The following is a 21,901-nucleotide window of genomic DNA, read 5'->3' as shown; positions in this document are numbered from 1 at the left end:
CAATGATGCACCGCACCAAGCTCGCCCGTATGGCCGCCGCCGGCGGGCTGGTGACCGCACTCGCGCTCACCGCCTGCTCGTCACCCTCCGACGCCCAGACCGAAACTTCGACCACGCTGCGCCTCGGCGTGATCACCCAGTTGACGACCTTCGCCCCTTGGAACGCGTCGTGGGCTACCGAATCTCCGTATCTGCAAGCCGTGTACGACACGCTTCTGAGGACCGAGCCGGACGGCACGGTCACGGAGGGCCTGGCCACGGCATGGGGGTGGGACGACACCAAGACCGTCTTCACGCTCACCCTGCGTGAGGGTGTCGAGTTCAGTGACGGCACCGCCCTCACCGCGCAGGTCGCGGCTGACAACCTGACGCGTTTCCGGGACGGAACGAGCGCGAATGCCACTCTCCTGGCGGGTATGACCTCCGCCGAAGCGCCCGACGACACGACTCTGGTGATCACCCTTGCCGCTCCCGACCCGGCGCTGCCGGTGTACCTCAGCCAGAACGCGGGCCTGGTCGGAAGTCCGGCCATGTTCGATTCGCCCGACGCGCAGACGACCCCGATCGGCTCGGGTCCGTACCTCCTCGATGCCAAAGACACCGTCGTTGGGTCCAAATACGTGTATGACGCGAACCCTGACTACTGGGACACCGATTCGGTGCACTACGACTCCATCGAGATGACGTTTTACGGAGACCCGACCGCACTGATGAACGCGGTCAAGGGTGGCCAGGTCGATGCGACGCCTCTGCAGAGTTCGACGCAGATCGCCGACGCGGAGGCTGCCGGGTACACGTCACAGACCATCGAGAACACGTGGACCGGCTTCCTTCTCGCCGATCGTGACGGAACAATCAACCCGGCGCTCGGCGATGTGCGTGTGCGGCAGGCGATCAACTACGCCCTTGATCGCAAGGGCCTCCTTCAGGCGATGGACGCCGGACTCGGCACGGTCACGACGCAGGTGTTCGGTACCAGCACGTCGGCATACGACGAGAAGCTCGACGACCGCTATCCGTACGATCCGAAGAAGGCGAAGGCCCTCCTTGGGGAAGCTGGCTACGCCGACGGCTTCACCCTCGTGATGCCGAGCAACAACTTCGTTCCGGAGTCGACATTCGCCATCTACAAGGAGCAGCTCGCCGCCGTCGGCATCACCGTGGAGTGGGAGCCCACAGGGGATGATCTGTTCGGCCGGATGCTCGGAGGCACGTGGGCGGCGTTCCCGTTCCTCCTGCAGACCGATCCCACCTCGTGGCAGACCATCCAGTTCTCGATGCTCCCCGAGTCGGCATGGAACACGTCGCACGTCGCCGACCCGACCGTGATCAAGCTCGCGGACGTCGTGCGCACCGGTGACGAAGCGGAAGCGGATGCCGCGGCGAAGGAGCTCAATACCTACATCGTCGAGCAGGCCTGGTACGCGCCGATCTATCGTCCGTACTCCGCGTACGTCACCGCCGAGGGCACGCAGGCGACTCTCCAGGTCGACAACGCCAGCCCGAACCTCTGGAACATCCGTCCCACCGAGTAATCAGGAAGGATCGCGCACGGGGCCGGCGGCCCCGGCCCCGTGCGCGACACCACGTCGATGCTGACTTTTATCTCCCGCCGCCTCGGGGCCGGTCTGCTCACCGTGCTCACGATCAGTGTGCTCGGCTTCTATCTCCTTCACCTCGGAGCGCGAGACACTGCGCGGCGCATCGTCGGCGACACCGCCGACCCGGCGATCGTCGCCCGCAAAGCGCACGAGCTCGGCCTCGATCGGCCGATCATCGTCCAGTTCTTCGACTGGGCGAGCAGCGCCCTCCGGGGAGACCTGGGCCGGTCCTGGTTCTCCGGGCAGCCCGTTACGGAGGCCCTGACCAGCCGCCTCCCGGTCACGCTGTCGCTCACCATCGGCGCCATTCTGGTCACCGCCGTCGCCGGCACGGTCCTCGGTGTGCTCGCCGCAACCCGCCGTGGAGTCGTCGACAGCAGCATCCAGGTGGGTTCGTTCGTCGGCGCGGCCATCCCGGGATTCCTTGTGGCGCTCGTCCTGGTCATGATCTTCGCCCTAGGGCTGGAGTGGGTCCCTGCGACGGGTTACATCCCTCCCACGACATCGATCAGCGGGTGGCTGTCGACCATCATCCTTCCGATCATCGCCCTCTCGATCGGGGCGACCGCCAGCATCGCCCAGCAGGTGCGCGGATCGATGCTCGATGTCCTGCGCCTGGACTACGTCCGCACGCTGCGGGCACGCGGCATCCCGCACCGGCGCGTGATCTACGACAACGTCCTGCGCAACTCGGCAGGCCCGGCGCTCAGCGTCCTGGGCATCCAATTCATCGTCATGTTCGGGGGTGCGGTCGTGATCGAGCAGGTGTTCTCACTCCCCGGCCTCGGGCAGACCGCCGTCTCCGCAACGATCCAGGGCGACATTCCGCTCGTCATGGGATTGATCGTGGTCACCGCGGTCATCGTGCTCCTGATCAATCTCGCCGTCGACCTCCTGCAGGGATGGCTCAACCCGAAGGTGCGACTGTCATGACCTCGTCCGCCGGTACCCGCCGCTCGCCCATGGTGCGGCTGTTGAGGACGCCGCTGGGCGCGATCTCCACCGCGTACATCGTTCTGCTGCTCCTCGTCGCCGTCGCCGGGCCGTTCCTCGCGCCCTACTCGCCCTACGACACCTCATTGTCGAACGTGCTGGCCCCGCCGAGCGCCGAGCACCTGCTGGGTGGCGACAGCGCCGGGCGCGACATCCTCTCCCGCCTCATCTTCGCGACGTCCACGAGCCTCCTCGGCGCGGCCATCGCCGTGCTGGTAGCCGCGCTCATCGGCGTCACGGCGGGCCTGATCGCGGGCTATCGCGGCGGCTGGTTCGACACGGTCTCGAGCTGGATGGCCGGTGTCGTGCTCTCTCTTCCCGCGATCGTGATCCTGCTCGCCGCGCGGGCCGTGATCGGCCCGTCGATCTGGTGGATCATGGCCGTGTTCGGCATCGTGCTCTCTGCGTCGTACTACCGCATCGTGTACGGCGCGGTGCGGAACGTCCGCCAGGAGCTGTACATCGACGCGGCCCGCGTGGCAGGGCTGAGCGATCTGCGCATCGTCGGACGGCACGTGCTCACCGCCGTCCGCGCGCCCGTGATCCTTCTCACCACCGGCCTGTTCGCCGTGGCGATCGCCATCCAGGCGAGCCTCGACTTCCTCGGCGTCGGCGATCCCTCGCTGCCCACCTGGGGCGGGATGCTCAGCGAAGGCTTCTACAACCTTTCCCGCGCGCCGTGGCTCATGGTGTGGCCGAGCATCGCGATCGCACTGACCTGCATCGCATTCTCACTGTTCGGCACCGCACTGCGCGACGTGCTCGAGCAGTCCGGCACCCAGACCCGCCGAGGACCCGCACGCTGGGCACCGCCCGAGCCGCGGCCCGACGCCGCCGTGCGACACCACGAAACCGCCGACGCCGACCCGCTCCTGCAGATCGACAGCCTGTCTGTCGGCTACCGCAACGACCAAGGGTGGAAGACCGTCGTCGACGACGTGTCGCTCACAGTCCACCGCGGCGAAGTGCACGCCCTCATCGGCGAGTCCGGATCGGGAAAGACCCAGACCGCCTGGTCGGTTCTGGGCCTCCTGCCCGAGGGAGGCACCTGCGTCGCCGGCGCCATCCGCTTCGACGGCAAGGACCTCCTGCAGATGGGCGCCCGGGACCTGCAAAAACTGCGCGGGCGACGCATCGGATACGTTCCGCAGGAGCCGATGTCGAACCTGGATCCGTCCTATACGGTCGGCCACCAGCTCGTAAAGCCGCTGCAGTACACGCTCGGACTCTCGCACCAGGAAGCCAAGGCGCGCGTGCTGGCGCTCCTCGCCCGGGTGGGGATCGCCGACCCCCAACGCACGTTCGCCGCGTATCCGCACCAGATCTCCGGCGGCATGGCGCAGCGCGTGCTCATCGCCGGTGCCGTGGCGACCGAACCGGACCTGATCATCGCGGACGAGCCCACGACGGCGCTCGACGTCACGGTCCAGGCCGAGATACTCCAGCTCCTGCGCGACCTCCAGCGCGAGTCCCGGATGTCGATCCTGATCGTGACGCATAACTTCGGGGTCGTCGCCGACCTGGCCGACCGGGTCTCGGTCATGCGGGCGGGAAGCATCGTCGAAACGGGCTCTGTCGCCGATGTGTTCGCCGACCCCCGGCATGAGTACACCCGCGGGCTGTTCGAGGCTCTCCTCGACGACGCCCCCGCACGAGGAGCGCTGCACGCATGATCGATGCACCATCCACCCAGGCGCCTGCAACGCCGGAAGATCGCCCGCTCCTCGACATCCGTGACCTGCGCGTCGCCTACCCAGGTCGCGGCCTCCGGCGCAAGCCCGTCGAGATCCTGCACGGCGTGAGCCTCGACGTCCGCGCCGGTGAGACGGTCGGCCTGGTCGGCGAGTCCGGATCCGGCAAGTCCACACTCGGCCGCGCCGCGCTCGGCCTGGCACCTGTCACGGGCGGAACGATCAGCCTCGACGGCGAAGACATCTCGCAGGCGTCCCGCGCCCGACGACGAGAACTCGCGATGGACCTGCAGGTCATCTTCCAGGACCCCTACTCATCGCTGAGCCCTTCACTGACTGTCGGCGACACCCTGGCCGAGCCGCTGCGAGCGCGTGGCATCGGTTCGAAAGACGCTGCCCGCAGAGTGCGCGAACTCCTCGACCTCGTCCACCTGCCCGCGGATGCCGCCCAGCGTCTGCCGCGCGAATTCAGCGGCGGACAGCGCCAGCGGGTCGCGATCGCGCGGGCGATCGCTCTGGAGCCGCGGCTGATCGTCTGCGACGAACCTGTGTCGGCCCTCGACCTGACGACCCAGGCACGCATCCTCGACCTCCTCCTCGAGGTCCAGGTGCGAACGGGTGTCGCGTACCTCTTCGTCTCGCACGATCTCAACGTCGTGAGGGTGCTGTGCCATCGGGTAGCGGTCATGCGCGGCGGCGAAATCGTCGAATGGGGTGACGGTGACAACGTCACCTCGGCACCGAGCCACCCCTACACACAGCGTCTGCTGCTGGCATCGCCCGTGGCGAACCCGACCATCCAGGCCGAGCGGCGGGTGGCGCTGCAATCAACCGCGCAGGATCCCGCCGCTGCGGCGCCCACACTCAAGGAGTCCGCATGACGGTCACACCCCCCACCACACTCGACGTGCGCACACGCGCGCGGGAAGTCGTCGCAGGCCTCAGCGCAGCCGAGATCGCTGGACTGCTGTTCCACCCCATCGTCCTGATCAACGCCGATCACGACCCGGATTCGTCTTCGCCTTTCGGGCCTTCGACCCGCGAGCTGATCGTCGAGCGCGGCATCCGTCACTTCTGCCTCGGCGCGATCCCCTCGCCCGCAGAGGCGGCCGAGGTGCTGGGTCGCCTGCAGGAGATCGCCACCTCCCACGGATCACGACTGCCGATCGTCTTCTCCACAGACCCGCGCCACTCGTTCCTGCAGAACATGGGCGCAACCCACCGTGCGGACGGCGTCTCGCAGTGGCCGGAACCGATCGCGTTCGGAGCACTCGACGACCCTGATCTGGTCCGAGCCTTCGCCCGCATCGTCCGAGACGACTACCGGGCGATGGGCATCCGGATGGCGCTGCATCCGCAGGTCGACCTCACCACGGAACCCCGCTGGGCGCGACAGGCGCAGAGCTTCGGTGCCGATCCCGTGCTGACCTCCCGGCTGCTCACGGCCTTCCTCGAGGGACTGCAGGGTCCGGAGGTCGGCGGCGACAGCGTCGCGGCGACCGTGAAGCACTTCCCCGGTGGCGGTCCGCAGCTGGACGGCGAGGACCCGCACTTCGCGTACGGCCGCGAACAGGTTTACCCCGGTGGCCGATTCGAAGATCACCTGATGCCCTTCCGCGCGGCGATCGCCGCCGGGGCAGCGGCGATCATGCCCTACTACGGGATGCCGGTTGGCCTCACCCGCCAAGGCAAGGCCATCGACGAGGTCGGGTTCGCCTTCAACCGCGCTCTGATCACCGACCTCCTGCGCGACGAGCTCGGATTCGACGGCGTGGTCCTCAGTGACTTCGGACTCGTACACGACGCGGTCGTGTTCGGAAAGCCGTTCCCCGCACGCGCGTGGGGGGTCGAGCACCTCGACCCGGCCGAGCGAGTGGCACGCCTGCTCGCCGCCGGCGTCGATCAGCTCGGCGGTGAGAGCGACACGGCTCTGCTGGTGTCCCTGCTCGAAGACGGCCGGGTCGCCGAGGAGCGGGTGACGGCGGCCGCGACGCGCATCGTCGAGCTGAATCTCCGGCTGCACGACGGTGACGTGTCCGTTCCTGATGCGGCATCCCTGCCACTGCGCGAGCACGTCGAGCTCGGCGCGCTCGCCCAATCCCGTTCGATCACGGTCCTGCACAACGGACCACTCGACGAGCGCGCCGCGCTGCCGCTGGCGCGACCGCGCCGCGTTCACGTGCGCGGCATCGACGCAGCGGCACTGCCGGCCGGATGGAGCGCGGTCGACGCCTCCGACGCGGAGGTCGCGATCGTCCGGCTCGCCGCCCCGTTCGAGCCGCGCGACCACTACTTCCTCGAAAGCGGCATGGAACAGGGCTCGCTCGAGTTCGCCCCTGAGCTCGTCGCGGAGCTGCGCGCTCTCGCAGGGCAGACCCCGCTGATCGTGGCCGTGACCCTCAGCCGCCCGGCGATCCTGACGCCCATCGCCGAATTCGCGACGGCCATCGTCGCCGACTTCGGCGCGTCCGACGCGGCCGTGCTGGATGCTCTCACGGGCCTCGTGCTGCCGGAAGGCCGCCTTCCCTTCGAACTGCCGCGCAGCATGCAGGCAGTCGCGGCCAGCCGTCCTGACGTCGCGGGCGACACCGTCGACCCGCTGTACCCCTCCGGGTGGGGAATCACCATCGAGGCCCCCAACGCGTTGAACGACGAAAACGGGTCAGATGAGCGGTCGGCAATCCTCAGGGACGCCCGGAGGTGAGCGACTTTCTGTGGGGGGCCGCGACCTCTGCCCACCAGGTAGAGGGCAACAACGTCAACAGCGACTGGTGGCAGATCGAGCAGGCCTCAGACGGATTCTTCGAAGGCAGCGGTGACGCCGTCGACAGCTTCCACCGGTACGGCGAAGAGATGAAGCTGCTCGCCGACGCGGGGCTGAACACGTATCGGTTCAGCGTGGAGTGGGCGCGGATCGAACCCATCCACGGCCAGTTCTCGCGAGCCGCGCTGGCCCACTACCGCCGGATGATCGAGGAGGCGATGCGTCTGGGGTTGACGCCTGTGGTGACGCTCCACCACTTCTCGCACCCCCAGTGGTTCATCGACCGCGGCGGTTGGTGGGCGGAAGATTCCGCTGAGGTGTTCGCTCGCTATTGCGGGGAGGTGTGCACGATTCTCGAGGGCGTCGAGTGGGTGTGCACCATCAATGAACCGAACGTGCTGGCATTCATCCAGTACTTCCATAGCCTGATGCGGGCAGGGGAGCAGCTTCCGCCTCGCGACGACACCTTCCGGCCGCCGCTGCCCGATCTGCAGCTCGGTCAGCGGCTCATCGAGGCGCATGTCGCGGCCCGCGAGGTCCTTCGGCGATCCACGACCGCGAAAGTCGGGTGGACGGTCGCCGGCCAGGCATTCACCCCCACGCCGGGGAACGAAGCGAAGTTCCGAGAGGTCAAACACGCGTGGGAGGACCTCTATTACGCCCCGTCCCGCAACGACGACTTCGTTGGCGTGCAGGCGTACACGAGCCAGCCCGTCGACGAGGTGGGGCCGGTCCCTCACCCCGATGCGCCAGACAACACGCTCACCGGCTGGGCGTACCGCCCGGACGCCTTGGAGATCTGCGTGCGCAACGCCGCCGACGTCGCGGACGGAGTCCCGATCGTGGTGACGGAGAACGGAATCGCAACCGATGACGACGATGTCCGCATCGCATACACGGATGCCGCACTCACAGGCCTCTATTCGGCGATGCGCGACGGGATCGATGTCCGTGGCTACATTCACTGGGCTGCGGTGGACAACTTCGAGTGGGGCCACTGGCGCCCGACCTTCGGCTTGATCGCCGTCGATCGTGGCTCGTTCGCGCGCACTCCGAAACCGAGCCTCCACTGGTTCGGCCGGATCGCGGATCGCGGACCATCTGATCCGACGACGCGTACAACGGAGAGGTAGCGGCATGCTCAACGTGGTGGATCTCGACGTGGTCGCCGCCGCCGTCCGCGGCGCCGGCGAGGTCGAACGCCGAGAGGATCGTCTGCTCGTGCGCCGTCTTCCGGACTGGACCAGGATCCAGTATCCCGATGTCACCATCGAGACGGGGGCGAGCTTCCTCTCGGGTGTCCGACTCGAATTTCTGACGGACGCATCGGTGCTCGAACTGCGTCTTCACTTCCACCGGCTCCATCTCGAGACGGCAGGATTCCCGCTGCGGCCATCGGTGGTGACGGTCGAAGCCGACGGGGAGCTCGTGCACTTCTGCAGAGAAGAGGGGGACATCACCCGGGTGGAGGCCGATTGGACCGCGCGAGTGATCCCGGGGCCGACCAGCGTCATTCTCGCTCACCTGACCCGCAGCGCCAGGCCCCGCAAGGTCGTGGTCTGGCTCCCACACAACTGCTCCGCAGAGATCGTGTCGTTCTCAGCCGACGCTACTGTCCAGGCGTGCGCACCCACGGGGCGACGCTGGGTCCACTATGGGAGCTCCATCAGCAACGCCTCCGAAGCCGACGATCCGACCGGGGTCTGGCCCGTCATCGTCGCTCGTGAACTCGGCTTGGCCCTCTCCAACGTGTCGCTACCCGGCAACGCCCAGCTCGACGGATTCGCCGCCCGCACGATCCGTAACATGCCCGCCTCCGTCATCACCCTGAAGGTCGGCATCAACCTGGTGAACGCGGCGAGCATGAATCAACGGACTTTCGCTCCGGCCGTTCACGCGTTCCTGGACACGGTGCGGGAGGGGCATCCGGACACACCGATCCTGGTGATCTCGCCGATCTTCTGCCCGCCACACGAAACGGCTCCGGGACCCACCGAGTTTCGCGACGGAAAGGCGACGGCTGCACACCACACACCCAAGGCGGCACCCGGTGCGCTCACGCTCGAGGGCGTCCGCGAAGCCCTGCGCGACATCGTCGAGAAGCGCTCGCCGGCAGACAGGTTCCTGAGCTACCTCGACGGGCTGACTCTCCTCGGTCCCGATGACGCCGCGCTCCTGCCCGACGACCTGCACCCCGACGCCGCGGGGTACCGGCTGATCGCCCGCAACTTCGTCGGCGCTCTAGCGTCCTTGCTTCCGGATGCCGTTGCACACACCGACGGGCCCGCGTGATCCGCCATCGTCGCACGGCGGGGGCGCCGTCGCGCCTCCTCATGTGCTGCGCGGATCACTGCGCTCATTATGGATAGATGACGAAGGAGTCAGCATGCAGACCAGCACGACCAGCAAGGTGTTGGACTACCCGCGCAATGCCTGGTACGTGGCGGCGTGGGACTACGAGATCACCCGCAAGCCGCTCGCCCGCACGATCGCGGGCAGGCCCCTGGCGATGTATCGCACCGAGGACGGTCGCCCGGTGGCGCTCGCCGACGCGTGCTGGCATCGGCTCGCGCCCCTGTCGATGGGGAAGGTCGTCGGCAAGGACGAGATCCAGTGCCCATATCACGGCATCCGCTACAACTCAGCGGGCAGATGTGTGTCGATGCCGGCGCAGGAGACGATCAATCCGAGTGCTCTCGTGCCTTCGTTCCCGATCATCGATCGGTACCGGTACGCGTGGGTGTGGGTCGGCGACCCGGATCTCGCCGACCCCGACACGATCCCCGACATGAGTCAGATGACCGACCCGGACTGGACCGGCGACGGCGAGCTGATCTACGCGCCCTGCAACTACCAGCTCGTGCTCGACAACCTGATGGACCTCACGCACGAGGAGTTCGTGCACTCCTCGAGCATCGGCCAGGAGGAGCTCAGCGAGTCGGACTTCGTCACCACTCACACGGACACCACCGTGAAAGTCGAACGCTGGATGCTCGATATCGAGCCGCCGCCGTTCTGGCTCAAGAACATGCGCGACAAGTTCCCGGGGTTCGAAGGCCGCGTCGACCGATGGCAGATCATCCACTTCGAGGCGCCCTCCACGATCCGCATCGACGTCGGAGTGGCCAAGGCAGGTACCGGAGCCCCGCAGGGTGACCGCAGCCAGGGGGTCAACGGGTACGTGATGAACACCATCTCTCCCGAGACCGACCGCACCTGCCACTACTTCTGGTCCTTCCAGCGCGACTACCGCCTCGACAGCCAGCTGATCACCACACAGCTGCGCAACGGCGTGCACGGCGTGTTCGGCGAGGACGAGGCGATGCTCACGGCGCAGCAGGCAGCCATCGACGCCAACCCCGACTACGAGTTCTACAGCCTCAACATCGACGCGGGTGGCATGTGGGTGCGTCGCCTGATCGAGCGACGGCTTGCGGCCGAGGGCAGGATGCCGACCGTCGGCGTTGCGGGGGTCTGAAGGTGGCCAGCGCACACACCGTGGTGTGGCAGCGGGCGACGGTCATCGACAACGTCGCCCTGACCCCCGCCATCCGACGCATCGTCCTTCGTCCCGAGCATCCGGTGAAGGCGTCGCCGGGTGCGCACATCGATGTCCGGTTGTCGATCGGCGGCGACGACGCCACCAGGTCGTACTCGATCGTGGATGCCGCACCCGCAGGCGAGACCCTCGCGATCAGCGTCTTCGAGTCCGAGGCCTCCCGCGGCGGGGCCGCGGAAATGCACGCCCTTCGCGTGGGTGACCTCATCGAGGTGACCGAGCCGCTGCAGGACTTTCCGCTGCGCTTCGGCGCCCCGTCGTATGTGCTGCTGGCAGGTGGCGTGGGGATCACCGCGATCGCCGGAATGGCGGCATCCCTCGCCGCAGCGGGCGCAGACTACCGTCTCGTCTACTGCGGTCGCTCGCGCGAACACATGGCGTACCTCAGCGAGCTTGAGGCTGCCCATGGCGATCGACTCGAAGTACATGTGGGCGCCGAAGGGACCACGCTCGACGTCGCCGATCTGGTGAGCAGCGTGAAGCCCACCGGCGAGCTGTACATGTGCGGCCCGATCCGGCTGATGGATGCCGTGCGCCGCGCATGGCTCGAGCGTGAACTCTCTCCCGCCCAGCTGCGCTTCGAGACGTTCGGCAACAGCGGCTGGTACGAGGCGCAACCTTTCGTGGTTCGAATCCCCGCCCTGGACGTCGAAACGGTCGTCCCTACGACGGCGACGCTGCTCGAGGCGCTCGAGCAAGCGGGCGTCGATGCGCTCTTCGACTGCCGCAAAGGTGAATGCGGCCTGTGTGAGGCACGCGTCCTGGGCCTGCAGGGCGTAATCGACCATCGGGACGTCTTCTACAGCGAGCGGCAACGCGACGCGAACTCGAAGATCTGCGTGTGCGTGTCGCGTGTGTGCGAGCTGAGCCGGGGGAGCGGCGCGATCACGCTCCAACTCAGTTGAGGGACACCTTCGCGCCGTGCGCTCGTGCGTGCACTCCCTCCTGCGAGTAGGTGGGCGGCTCCGGGTTCTAGCGTCTGCCGCGCCAGGCTCGGATGGCTCGGTCGATATATGTCGAAACGCTGGCTTCGACGTCGGCGGCCGGGTCGAGCAGCCATTGCAGCCCGATGCCGTCGAGCGTCGCGGTCACCAACCTGACTTCGATGTCGACCTGTGCCGGGGTCATGGGTGCCACGTCGCCGGTCTCGATGGCTTGGGTCAGATGCTGGGCGAGCGTGGCGAGGTTCGTCCGGTAGCGATGAGCGATGAAGGCATGTGCAGGATGGGCTGGGCTGGAGGCCTCAGCGGAGATGGTGGTGAACAGCTCCAGCAGGCCCCGGTTGTGCCTGTGGGCGGACATGACTTGGGGCAGTCGTCGGAAGTAGTCCAGACCGCTGACGTCGGTAAGGGTGTTCTGCACGGTGCGCCGGTCCCACTCTTCCAGCACGGCTGTAAGCAGACCTTCCTTGCTGCCGAAGTGCTGGAGCAGCGTGGCGTGGGAGACGCCGGCCCGCTCGGCGATCGTGCGGATCGAGCCGCCCGCGAAGCCGTGCTCGCCGAACACTTCAATGGCCACCGCGACAATCTGCTCGCGTCGACGCACGCCTGTGCGGTAGGGGCCTCGAGCTTTGCTCGGCGTGCTGCTTGACATCTACACAGCCTCCCACACGCTTGCCGAAGTACTACCGATCGGTTATAGTTCCGTATCAGGCGACGGTACCGTCAAGGGGTATGAGACCGCCGCGCTCCAAAGCCCTGTGAAGGACGACCTGAATGAAGTACTCCACTCTCGGCCCGACCGGTGTTCGCGTTTCCCGGGTCTGCGTCGGAACGGCCACCTTCGGCGTCGCCCCGAGTGCGCACGCTGCAGACGGCATCGTGGGGGCGGCCCTGGATCTCGGCATCAACTTCTTCGACACCGCGGACGTGTACGGATCCACCCCGACATTCGACAGGCCGGGCGCGCCGCCCGCTGGGGAGCGCGAGTCCGCCGAGGAGATCCTCGGTCGGGCGCTGGCAGGTCGCCGTGATGAGGCCGTGCTCGCCACCAAGTCCGGGGAGCGACGTTTCGACCCGGCCGCCGGACTGTCGCGCCGCTACATCATTCAGCAGGTCGAGCAGAGCCTGCGCCGACTGCGCACCGATCGCCTCGACCTCTACTACGCGCACTTCCCCGACCCCGCCACCCCGCTCGAGCAGACGCTCGCGGTCTACGACGACCTGATCCGGCAAGGAAAGATCCGCTACGTCGCCCTGTCCAACCACCCGGCCTGGCAGATCACCGAGGCTCTCTGGATCGCCGACGACCGCCGAATGGTCTCCGCCCCGGTCTGCGCCCAAGTCATGTACAGCCTCCTGGACCGCAGCCCCGAGGCGGAGATTTCCGCCGCGTGCGTGCGTTTCGGGCTGTCGATCATCCCCTACGCGCCCCTGCATGGCGGCTTGCTCGCCGATCTCCAGGTTCTGGACCGGGAGATCGCGGGAGGCAAACGATACGGTGGCCCCGGATTCTCCGAGGCAGAGATCGCGGTGGCCCGTGCGCTCGATCGTCTCGCCCGCGACTGGGGCCTGGAGATGTACCAGGTCTCGCTGGCATGGCTTCTCGCGCGGCCCGCCGTGGCCTCGGTCATCGTCGGGGCCGAGACGGTCGAAGAGCTTCGCGGGAACGCCTCCGCCGCCGACATCGAACTCACCGCGGAACAGCTGGATGCCGTCTCCGCGCTGACCGTCGGCCTCGCTCCCTGACCGCGGAAGACGCGAAGAAATGCAGTAGTGCCAGCGTCGCCGGGTGTCGAGCTGTCCCGCCTGCCTGAAACGCCCACTTTCGATCGCGACCGCCCCCTTGGTGGTCAGGTTCGCAACTAGAGGTAGAGGAACACCGCCCTATGTCCCGCGCCAACCAGTCCACCCTCGACCTACTGACTGGATACTTCGCTGCGATGGCGGCCAAGGACACCGATCGCGTCGGCTCCTACTACGCCGACGACATCGAACTGACCTTCGCCAACGCCCCGACCATCCTCGGCCGGAAGGCCGTCTTGGCGCAGATGGCAGAGCTGCTTGCCAAGGTCGAATCGCTCGCGCACCCCCTGATCAACGTCTGGCAGGAGGAGCACGGCGTGGTGATCTTTGAGGTCGCCAGCGTCTGGCGCTTCCCCGACGGAGTCGAAGCGACGATCAACGCGTGTTCGATCTTCACCATCGCGGACGGGAAGTTCACCCGCCAGCGCATCTACGTCGACAACAGTCCCATTGACGGCTACCTCAACTGAGGCCCGCCTGTTTCGCCCCGCGCTTCGCACACTGAAGGAGAAGAGAACAGATGCTCAACGTCAACGCCTACGCCGCCGCATCACCCACTGCCCCGCTGATCCCGACAACCATCGTGCGCCGCGATGTCGGTCCGCACGACGTTCTGATCGACATCGCGTACGCCGGAATCTGTCACTCGGATATCCACACCGTACGGGGCCACTGGGGTCCGATCACCTACCCCCAAGTCGTGGGACACGAGATCGTCGGCATCGTTCGCGAAATCGGCTCCGAGGTCACCAGGCACCAGGTCGGTGACCGTGTCGGCGTCGGCTGCGAATCGAACTCCTGCGGTCATTGCGAACAATGCCGCAAGGGCGAAGAGGTCTACTGCCTCAACACAGCCGTACAAACGTACGCCGGTCTCGACTATGACGGCACCATCACTCAGGGTGGGTACTCCCAGGCCACCGTCGTCCACGAGAACTTCGTCCTCTCGATCCCCGCGTCGCTTCCTCTCGAGAAGGTCGCTCCGCTTCTGTGCGCGGGCGTCACGCTCTACTCGCCGTTGAAGCACTGGAACGCCGGCCCGGGTACGAAGGTCGCCATCGTTGGACTGGGTGGTCTCGGCCACATCGGCGTGAAGCTCGCCCACGCTCTCGGAGCAGAGGTCACAGTTCTCTCCCGCACGTTGTCGAAGAAGGACGACGGACACAAGTTCGGCGCTGACCACTACTTCGCAACGGAGGATCCGGAGACGTTCGAACGGCTCGCCGGCCAGTTCGACCTCATTCTGAACACCGTCTCCGCCAGGGTCGACATCGGCCAGTACGTGAACCTTCTCGCCGTTGACGGAGACCTCGTTCTGCTGGGCGCACCATCGGAGGACATCAGCCTGCCTGCCATGCCGCTACTCGCCGGACGACGCTCGATCGCAGGTTCCGCCAACGGCGGCATCGCGATCACTCAGGAGATGCTGGACTTCTGCGCGGCGAACAACGTGCTCCCTGAGACCGAACTCATCTCGGCCGACGACATCAACGATGCGTACGAACGTGTGCTTTCCTCGGACGTGCGCTATCGCTTCGTCATAGACGGCAACAGCTTCGCGGGGCAAGCCTGATCGCCAGGGAAAGCGGCCGCTCGTGTCAGGACCGGGCCGACCTCGACCGCGCCAACACGCGTCTCTACACTGCGCGGTAACTGCGTTGCGGGACGGGCCAGCCACATCCGGCATAAGCCTTTGCCGGCATCGTCCTCGAACGCTAGTTCCGGCGCCTCGGCATCTGCGGCCAAAGGCTCCACCCCCGGCCCCGCGCGGGCGGGCGGGCGTACTCAGCCGAACCGGTCAGCGCGGAATATGCCGTCTCTGCGGTGGTGGGAGCGTGCCAGGGGGCGAGATGTCGGCTCGGATGGGCGAATCTAGGCCCTGCTGAGGTGGAGTCCTCGATTCGGCGGAACCGCTAATGGATCGCACGGTCTACCTCGAGCCCTCGCTCACCGTCGTATAGAAGAGGCGTTCTGCCTCGCGTCGGCGTTCCAAGTCGTCGAGGACGAAGTTGATGAAGTCCTCGTCTCGGTTGGCGATGGCGACGTCGTCTATCGCGTCGGCCGAGGGCTCACCCGGCCATGAGGTTTGACGCGTGGCGCGGTCCTTGTCGAGTCGTGTCCCGCATGTCGCGACCCAGTCGTGGAGACGCTGGCGGGCATCGGCGAAGTCGTGGAGCCAGCCGATTGGCGCGGATCCGTGTTGGTCGGGGTCGTAGGCGGACAGCCAGTGCAGGTGCAGCGCGGACAACTCCCAGACCAGCTCGGAATGCCGGTGCCAGAACGGTGGGATGACGGAAGCCGGCAGCCCGTATGTCCGTCGTAGCCAATTCACCCACTTGTTCAGTTCTATCCACTCTGTCTCGGCTTCGTCGGCGGTGAGGAGGTTCCAGTTCACGGGCCGCGGCGGCCCCGACTTCGCAGGTCCGTCCTCCGCGTCGTCCATCGACGCGGCGCGGAACCCCGACTCGGCTTCGTCGCGCCCGGGACCCCGGGGAGAGGACGACATCGTGACCGGTCAGATGCCGAGAGCGTTCGCGACCGCGGTCCGGTGACCCAACGCCGGGACCGGGCGAGCCGGCGTCTCCCGCTCAGCCGCCGCGGCTGACCGCCTCGTGCGGTCGACGTCGTAGTTGGTGCGAGCGAGGTCGTGGCCGAGCTTCTTGGCGACGAACTCCTCCGCTTCAATCACCTGGCCGTCGCGCTCGATCGGGAAGGTGCGGGTGTAGCCCTCGGCGATGAAACTGTCGCCCTTGGCCAAGCGCGTGAGCGCCCGTTCGGCAGTTGCTCGGTAGGCGACCATGTCGTGGAAGGTCGGCTCGAGCTCGGTGAACGTGCCGTCTTCGTTGCGCCGGAAGTGGGGCTGCCCGATGCGGAGGTAGAGGCGGGTGTCGCCGTTCTCCATGGTGGACTGCTGCGGCTCCGAGGCAATGAAGCCGGAGATGGACTGCTGGGTGTGGAGAGCCATTGGACCGTTCCTTGCGATCGAGGCGGACCGGGTGTGATCCGCTCTACCGAAGAGGTGCGCACGAGATGCACCACGGCCGCCGGGACGTCGTTGGTCGGCCATATCCTCGTCCTCGGCCGGGGAAGGGGTCCGACCATCGGTACGTCCAAGCGATACGAACAGCATTTCGACCGGCTGATGGACGACCGCATCCTCGCCCGCATCGCATCGGAGCATCCGCTTCAGTCGTTGACGCCCCAGGAACGGCAGGCCGACACGTTGCCCGTCACTCGTGACCCTCAGCCCAAGCCGTGTAGCGCCTGGGTGAGATTCGGGCCGCACTCGATGCGGGTGGAGGGCACGGTCGTCGTCTGGAATGACGTGGCGTGCGGCGTATCCTTCCAGGTCGGCAGCAAGGAGCACCGCTGCTGGGTGTGGGCGAACGCCGTCACTCCTCTGGATCGTCCTCGGCGGGCTCCCGACCCTGGTTGAGATCCGGATGCTGTCGCAACAGCGTCTCGAGTGCCGAACGATCGGCGAGAAGGGCGTTCGCGTCGCGTCGCGATGTCCAGGTACGCAGTTGGGTGACGATGGGTGGGGCCGCGCGAAGCATCACCAAGCCCGTACCGAACGGGAGGGTGCGGATGACGTCGGGAGGCATGATCGCCACCCGACGGACCGACCGTTGTGACGATCGTGTGCCGTGGTCGCCAACGGTCACGGAATCGGTGGCTTCGTCGCGGTCGCCGATGAGGGTCGCCAGGTCTTGGAGGTCGCGGGAGTTCGATGCGCCGCCGAGGATGACTTTGACGATCGACGCATCCCAGATCGCGCCGGCGGCGTTGTCGCTCCACTTGGAGCGCGCCTGGGTCAGGGACTGGAGCACCGGCATTGTGGTGATCCCCGTACCTCCGCCCTCAGCCATCAGGGTTGGCAGGGAGGGGAGGGGTGCGAGGTTGCAGATTTCGTCGAGGGCGAGCAGCAGGGGCGGGTCGAGTCGGGCGCCGGGATTACGTGCGGCGATCCGGCGTGCTGACTCGACGACGTCTTCAACGAATGCCGCGACGAGCGCGGCGGAGTTGTTGGCGCCGGCGCCGGTGGCGAGGAGGTACAGGGTCCCGTTGCTTCTGAGGAACGACTCGGGGTCGAACGACTCGCCGGGTGCGGGGGAGACCGCGGCGAGGACACGCGGGTCGGCGAGTGCGGCGAGCGCGAGTGAGACGCCTTGCCAGATGGAGTCGCGGGTTCTGGGGTCGGATTCGAGCATCGCTTGCAGTGAGTCAGCCCACCCGCTCGCTGCGCGGGGGTCATTGATGAGGATCGCGACGGCGTCGGATGCTGCGGCCGGGTCGAGTGTCCAGCGGAAGAGCTCGCCGGGTGGCCGGTCTGCGAGTGCGGCCGCGTGCAGCAGCGACTGCAGCGCGGTGCGGGTCTTGGCCTCCCAGAAGCCGCCGGATTCGACCCCGCCGGCGGCGAGACCAGTGCCGACGGCGAGGCCTGCGGCGCGGATCATCGCGGTGAGGGGGTTCTCGCAGCCGCGGATCGGCGACCATCGGAGGCCGGCCGGTACGCCTTCGGCCAGTTGTTGCGGGTCGAAGACGGCCACCGGACCGAGCCGCTCGCGTGCCCGGAGTGTCGCGGTGAGGTTGTCGGGGCGCGTGGAGGTGGTTACTACGGCCCCGGGCGCATCAAGGATCGCGTTGATGACGATGTGCGCGCCCTTCCCGGATCGGGGTGGGCCGATGACCAGGATCGAGTCCTCGACGCTTGCCCAGACGGCAGATGCCCGCGCGTGCCCGATCAGATAGCCCACATCGGTGGGCTTGGCATTGGTGAGCGACGGCCGCAGGTGTGCGGCCCGCTTCATGAGCGCGCTCCGTGACGCGGCGTGAGCGACGTCGTGGCGGCCGGCGATTCCCTCGAGGCGATGCGGGTTGGTCGCGGTCGGGCGATGGTTGCCGCGAACCAGCCGCCACACGAGGAGGGCGAGACCGGCGACGACGCCCATCGCCAGGGCGGCACAGAACCAATAGGCGACCGGGTTCAGGCCTGGGGCTTGCAATGCGGAGGCGGGGTCGGCGGGGTTGAGCAGCACTCCGAGCCCGGCGCCGATCCCCGCAGGGGGTTGGGTTACGCCGGTGAGCCACGCCGCCGCTGACCCGGCTGCGCGGAGAATCACGGCGAGCGAAGCTCCGGCGATGAGGATTCCGAGGCCGAGGTTCGTCAGTTCGTCACCGAAGGCGCTCGACGGCTTGGGTGTGCTCATGACGGGCCGCCAGCGATTGTCGTGTACGCGTTCATCAGAGGCTGATGTCTGGCTCGAGCCGCAGCGGGCGACGCGCGGATGTCGCGACGTTGAACGGCCGGTCTGGGCCGGTGGTGTTGGTCGAGTCGAGCAGGTCGATCGCGTCTCTCGTGTCGGTCACGATCGTGGCTATGCCCTCCTGGAGTAGCCGGTGGCAGCCGGCGCTGGCTGGGCTGGTGATGGGACCGGGTACTGCGCCGATCGGTCTCCCCAAAGCGTGGGCCTGGCCGGCGACGTTGAGCGATCCGGAGCGGTAGCCTGCTTCAACCACGACGGTGGCGCCGGTGAGCGCGGCGAGGATCCGATTGCGTTGTAGGAAGCGCCAGCGTGTTGGCGACGAGCCGGGCGGCAGCTCGCTGACGAGCAGGCCGCCGGAGTCCTGGATCCGTTCGAACAGCTGCTGGTTGCCGACGGGGTAGGCGCGGTCCAGGCCGGTTGCGAGGACCGCCACTGTCGAGCCGGGGCGCGCCATCGTCGCGGCTCGATGCGCCGCGCCGTCGATGCCGTAAGCGCCGCCCGAGTAGATGATCCGTCCTTGGGAGGCGAGGTCGGCGGCGAGCTCCATCGTGATGTGCTCGCCGTAGCTGGTTGCGGCGCGGGCGCCGACCAGCGTGATCCGACTCGCCGTCGCACCTTCGAGTCGGCTCGGCTGTCCGCTGAGCCAGAGAGCGAGCGGGGCCCCCGAACCAAGCTGCTGCAGCTCGGCCGGCCACGCGAGGTCCTCGGTGGTCAACATCGTGAGCGCGCGGCGCTCCATCTCGTCTCGGATGCGGTCCACCTGGCCAGGGTCAAGGCGCGGCGCCAGCCTTCGTCGCCAGAGGCTTCCTTCCGCGGGGTCGATCGGCGCCGGCAGCGGGGAGTCTGATGTGACGAGCGCGAGAGTCTCGAAGGCGCCGACGCGTGCGATGAGGGTTCCGGTGACGTTGTCGCCGGGTTCGGATGCGGCGGCCAGGCTGATGCGGGCGAGGCGGTCTTCGGAGAACGAGTGGGACATGGGGGGGCTCCTTGTGTCGGGCAGGTGCGTCGGGTGCGCCTGCGGTTATGCCGCCGTCATTCGGGCGGTGGTGTCGAAGATGGCGAGCTCGTCGGGGTGCAGTTGGTGCTGGACGACGAAGCTGCGGTCCTTCACCCGCCACAGGCCTTGCCCGGTGCCGAGTGCCGGGAGGAGGTTCATCTCGGTGCGGGTCAGGCCGAGCGCGGCTGCAGTGGAGCCGAGCTGGTCTGGTTCCTGCCGGTAGACGATGCGAGTCTCGGCATTCGCGAGGAGTGACGAGGCGAGCCCACGCATCGCGGAGCCGGAGTCTCCGACGTTGTCGAGGTCTGACAGCTTGTGGAAGACGAGCATGTTCGCAATGCCGTAGTGGCGTGCGAGGCGCCACTGGGCATCCATCCGACGGAGTAGCGCCGGGTACGCCATTAGGCGCCAGGCTTCGTCATAGATGACCCAGCGCTGACCACCGGCTGGGTCAGCCAGCGCCGATTCCATCCATGCGGATGAACAGGTCATCAGGACGGAGACGAGCGTCGAGTTCTCAGCGACGCGTGAGAGGTCGAGGGACACCATCGGCAGGGCGGGGTCGAAACGGACGGTGGAGGGTCCGTCGAACAGGCCCGCGAGGTCGCCGGCGACGAGCCGGCGGAGCGCGTGTCCGACGAGGCGGCCGTCTTCTGCGAGTCGTCGCTCGCGGTCGTCGCGTCCGCTGGGGGACAGGATCCTTTCGACGACCATGGGCAGAATCGGTACCTCTGCGCTTCGGACGACGTCCGTGAGGGCGAGGTCGATCGCGGTGTGCTCCAGCGGGGTGAGTGACCGCTCTAGCACGGTCTCGGCGAGTGCGCCGATTAGGTCGCGACGGCGGGCAGCGACCTGAGCCGCCCATTCGGCGTCCGACAGGGCTGACGCGCGATGGCCCTCGTCGAGCGGGTTCAGCCGGTTGCGGAGTCCGTGGCCGAGGATGATCGCGCGGCCCCCGACGGCCTCCGCGACGGCGGTGTGTTCGCCTTTTGGATCGCCGGGGACGTAGACGCGGCGGCCGAAGGGGAGCGAGCGGGTGTAGAGGGACTTGGCGAGGGAGGACTTGCCGGAGCCCACGATGCCCGCGAGCACGACGTTGGGAGCCGTGATGAGGCCGCGCTGATAGAGCACCCACGGGTCGTAGACAAAGGAGCCGCCGGAGTAGAGGTCCTGTCCGACGAAGACGCCGGCGGAACCCAATCCTGCCTCGGCGAGGAAGGGGTAGTGGCCGGCCAGCGTGGCGGACGTGTCCTGATGCTTGGGAAGCCGGAGGCGGCCCGGTGTGCGCAGAGCGGCGGGACCCGCCTCACCTGCGGCGGGCAGGTACGCCGCTGCGCGGGCTTCGGCGCGCTCCGCGACCCATTGCTCCTTCGCCTCACGAGCGTGCGTCTTGCGCGCGTCAGCTTCGATCCGGGCCGCGGCGCGTTCGCGGCCGCGGCGGTGGTGGCGACGTTCGCCGTGGGGGTTGATCAGCGTGCTGGCGTGAAGCTGTTCCTCGTCTCTCACAGTGCGACGCTCCTCACAACGGAGCGATTGCTGTCCCGTCGCAGGGAGATCCACGTGGGAACCGCCGACAAATGTGTAGGCGTTGCCGAGATGTCGGTCGCCGGGAGGTCGACGTCGTCCGGGCCTCGAGGGAAGCGACGCAGGAGAGAGACGTATCCGAGCGTCTGGTTGTAGATGAGTGCGTACCCTGAGGTCGGGTCTTGGGCCGTGCGGTCGGTTGAGCTGGCTGGGATCCCTTCGTAGACGTATCCGTTGACGAGAGCGGACTCGGTGGTTTCGTCGCCGTAGTCCCAGCGTGCAAGGTGGCGAATCGCTGCCTGCGTTTCGGACCGCTCGAGGAGGTCGAGCGTGTGGACTGCATCGGCGCCCTGCAAGAAGACGACGTTCAGCCATCGCTCGGCCCTTTCCGTCGGCACCCACGCGATGTGTCCCGAGTTCTGTGAGGCGAGGTCGGTCGCGCTCTCGGCGGCGTCGAGGAGCTCACGAGCGCGCACGAGCGCCCATGCCGCGCCGTCCGCGTCCTGTGCGCCGATCGAGGCGTCGCCGTCATCCGTGCGAGCGCGACCTCGGTGCTGCATGTGCGCGTGGGCGAGTTGATCGGTGACCTGCACGAGCGATCGGAGGGAGCCGAGGAGTTCCCCGATGAGGGGGTAGAGGTCGGCAGGGTCGTCGAGGGCGATGGTCGCCTGGGCCAGATGCCTCATCTCATTCGACGCGGTGGCGGCAACATGACGAGGTGATTCGTCAGTGCTCATGGCTTGCTCCAATCACTCGTAGGG

At 67.4% G+C, this 21,901-nt stretch carries 19 protein-coding genes; 12 read left to right on the top strand and 7 right to left on the bottom strand.

Going from position 1 to position 21,901, the window contains the following annotated elements; translation table 11 throughout:
- Positions 1-2 precede the first annotated feature (2 nt).
- From ACVN90_RS09820 to ACVN90_RS09780, 9 genes are all read left to right on the top strand, one after another.
- Entirely contained in the window at positions 3-1,535 is a 1,533-nt protein-coding gene (locus ACVN90_RS09820; RefSeq protein WP_475101922.1) for an ABC transporter substrate-binding protein, read from the top strand.
- 57 nt (positions 1,536-1,592) lie between these two features.
- Positions 1,593-2,534 carry an ABC transporter permease gene (locus tag ACVN90_RS09815; protein ID WP_475101921.1) on the top strand — a complete coding sequence of 314 codons (942 nt, stop codon included), beginning with the start codon at positions 1,593-1,595 and terminating at the stop codon, positions 2,532-2,534.
- Positions 2,531-4,267, top strand: coding sequence for an ATP-binding cassette domain-containing protein (locus tag ACVN90_RS09810; protein WP_475101920.1), 1,737 nt, complete (start codon positions 2,531-2,533; stop codon positions 4,265-4,267). The genes ACVN90_RS09815 and ACVN90_RS09810 overlap by 4 nt, the downstream gene beginning before the upstream one ends.
- The gene (locus tag ACVN90_RS09805; RefSeq protein ID WP_475101919.1) at positions 4,264-5,166 is read left to right on the top strand and encodes an ATP-binding cassette domain-containing protein; all 903 of its coding nucleotides are present in this window, start codon (positions 4,264-4,266) and stop codon (positions 5,164-5,166) included. The genes ACVN90_RS09810 and ACVN90_RS09805 overlap by 4 nt, the downstream gene beginning before the upstream one ends.
- Entirely contained in the window at positions 5,163-6,989 is a 1,827-nt protein-coding gene (locus ACVN90_RS09800) for a glycoside hydrolase family 3 protein (protein WP_475101918.1), read from the top strand. The genes ACVN90_RS09805 and ACVN90_RS09800 overlap by 4 nt, the downstream gene beginning before the upstream one ends.
- The gene (locus tag ACVN90_RS09795; RefSeq protein WP_475101917.1) at positions 6,986-8,182 is read left to right on the top strand and encodes a family 1 glycosylhydrolase; all 1,197 of its coding nucleotides are present in this window, start codon (positions 6,986-6,988) and stop codon (positions 8,180-8,182) included. Before ACVN90_RS09800 ends, ACVN90_RS09795 begins: the two co-directional genes overlap by 4 nt.
- 4 nt (positions 8,183-8,186) lie before the next feature.
- Complete coding sequence (locus ACVN90_RS09790) at positions 8,187-9,341, top strand: GDSL-type esterase/lipase family protein (RefSeq protein WP_475101916.1); 1,155 nt, start codon at positions 8,187-8,189, stop codon at positions 9,339-9,341.
- A 94-nt stretch (positions 9,342-9,435) separates the two neighbouring features.
- Positions 9,436-10,527 (top strand): aromatic ring-hydroxylating oxygenase subunit alpha, encoded by a 1,092-nt coding sequence (locus ACVN90_RS09785; RefSeq protein ID WP_475101915.1) that lies wholly within the window; start codon positions 9,436-9,438, stop codon positions 10,525-10,527.
- Positions 10,528-10,529: 2 nt separating this feature from the next.
- Positions 10,530-11,513 carry a PDR/VanB family oxidoreductase gene (locus ACVN90_RS09780; RefSeq protein WP_475101914.1) on the top strand — a complete coding sequence of 328 codons (984 nt, stop codon included), beginning with the start codon at positions 10,530-10,532 and terminating at the stop codon, positions 11,511-11,513.
- Positions 11,514-11,580: 67 nt separating this feature from the next.
- Here the strand turns inward: ACVN90_RS09780 and ACVN90_RS09775 are convergent, their stop codons facing one another.
- Positions 11,581-12,201 (bottom strand): TetR/AcrR family transcriptional regulator, encoded by a 621-nt coding sequence (locus ACVN90_RS09775; protein ID WP_475101913.1) that lies wholly within the window; start codon positions 12,199-12,201, stop codon positions 11,581-11,583.
- 122 nt (positions 12,202-12,323) lie between these two features.
- Between ACVN90_RS09775 and ACVN90_RS09770 the strand changes: the two genes are divergently transcribed.
- From ACVN90_RS09770 to ACVN90_RS09760, 3 genes are all read left to right on the top strand, one after another.
- Positions 12,324-13,295 (top strand): aldo/keto reductase, encoded by a 972-nt coding sequence (locus tag ACVN90_RS09770; RefSeq protein WP_475101912.1) that lies wholly within the window; start codon positions 12,324-12,326, stop codon positions 13,293-13,295.
- 140 nt (positions 13,296-13,435) lie between these two features.
- On the top strand, positions 13,436-13,822 hold the full coding sequence (locus tag ACVN90_RS09765) for a nuclear transport factor 2 family protein (RefSeq protein ID WP_475101911.1): 387 nt from the start codon (positions 13,436-13,438) through the stop codon (positions 13,820-13,822).
- Positions 13,823-13,872: 50 nt separating this feature from the next.
- Positions 13,873-14,925 (top strand): NAD(P)-dependent alcohol dehydrogenase, encoded by a 1,053-nt coding sequence (locus tag ACVN90_RS09760; protein WP_475101910.1) that lies wholly within the window; start codon positions 13,873-13,875, stop codon positions 14,923-14,925.
- Between the two features lie 357 nt (positions 14,926-15,282).
- On the opposite strand, the gene ACVN90_RS09755 is transcribed toward ACVN90_RS09760, so the two are convergent.
- From ACVN90_RS09755 to ACVN90_RS09730, 6 genes are all read right to left on the bottom strand, one after another.
- Complete coding sequence (locus ACVN90_RS09755) at positions 15,283-15,858, bottom strand: hypothetical protein (protein WP_475101909.1); 576 nt, start codon at positions 15,856-15,858, stop codon at positions 15,283-15,285.
- Positions 15,859-15,867: 9 nt separating this feature from the next.
- A complete protein-coding gene (locus tag ACVN90_RS09750; RefSeq protein ID WP_475101908.1) occupies positions 15,868-16,317 on the bottom strand; it encodes a single-stranded DNA-binding protein in 450 nt (149 codons plus the stop codon).
- Between the two features lie 427 nt (positions 16,318-16,744).
- The gene (locus ACVN90_RS09745; protein ID WP_475101907.1) at positions 16,745-18,562 is read right to left on the bottom strand and encodes a type IV secretory system conjugative DNA transfer family protein; all 1,818 of its coding nucleotides are present in this window, start codon (positions 18,560-18,562) and stop codon (positions 16,745-16,747) included.
- Between the two features lie 34 nt (positions 18,563-18,596).
- On the bottom strand, positions 18,597-19,595 hold the full coding sequence (dprA, locus tag ACVN90_RS09740; protein WP_475101906.1) for a DNA-processing protein DprA: 999 nt from the start codon (positions 19,593-19,595) through the stop codon (positions 18,597-18,599).
- 45 nt (positions 19,596-19,640) lie between these two features.
- Positions 19,641-21,122: an ATP-binding protein gene (locus ACVN90_RS09735; protein ID WP_475101905.1), complete on the bottom strand. Its 1,482-nt coding sequence runs from the start codon at positions 21,120-21,122 to the stop codon at positions 19,641-19,643.
- Positions 21,119-21,877 carry a hypothetical protein gene (locus tag ACVN90_RS09730; protein ID WP_475101904.1) on the bottom strand — a complete coding sequence of 253 codons (759 nt, stop codon included), beginning with the start codon at positions 21,875-21,877 and terminating at the stop codon, positions 21,119-21,121. Before ACVN90_RS09730 ends, ACVN90_RS09735 begins: the two co-directional genes overlap by 4 nt.
- Between the last annotated feature and the right edge of the window lie 24 nt (positions 21,878-21,901).

Source organism: Microbacterium sp. F01 (assembly GCF_056156365.1).
This window is presented reverse-complemented; position numbering and strand designations above follow the sequence as displayed.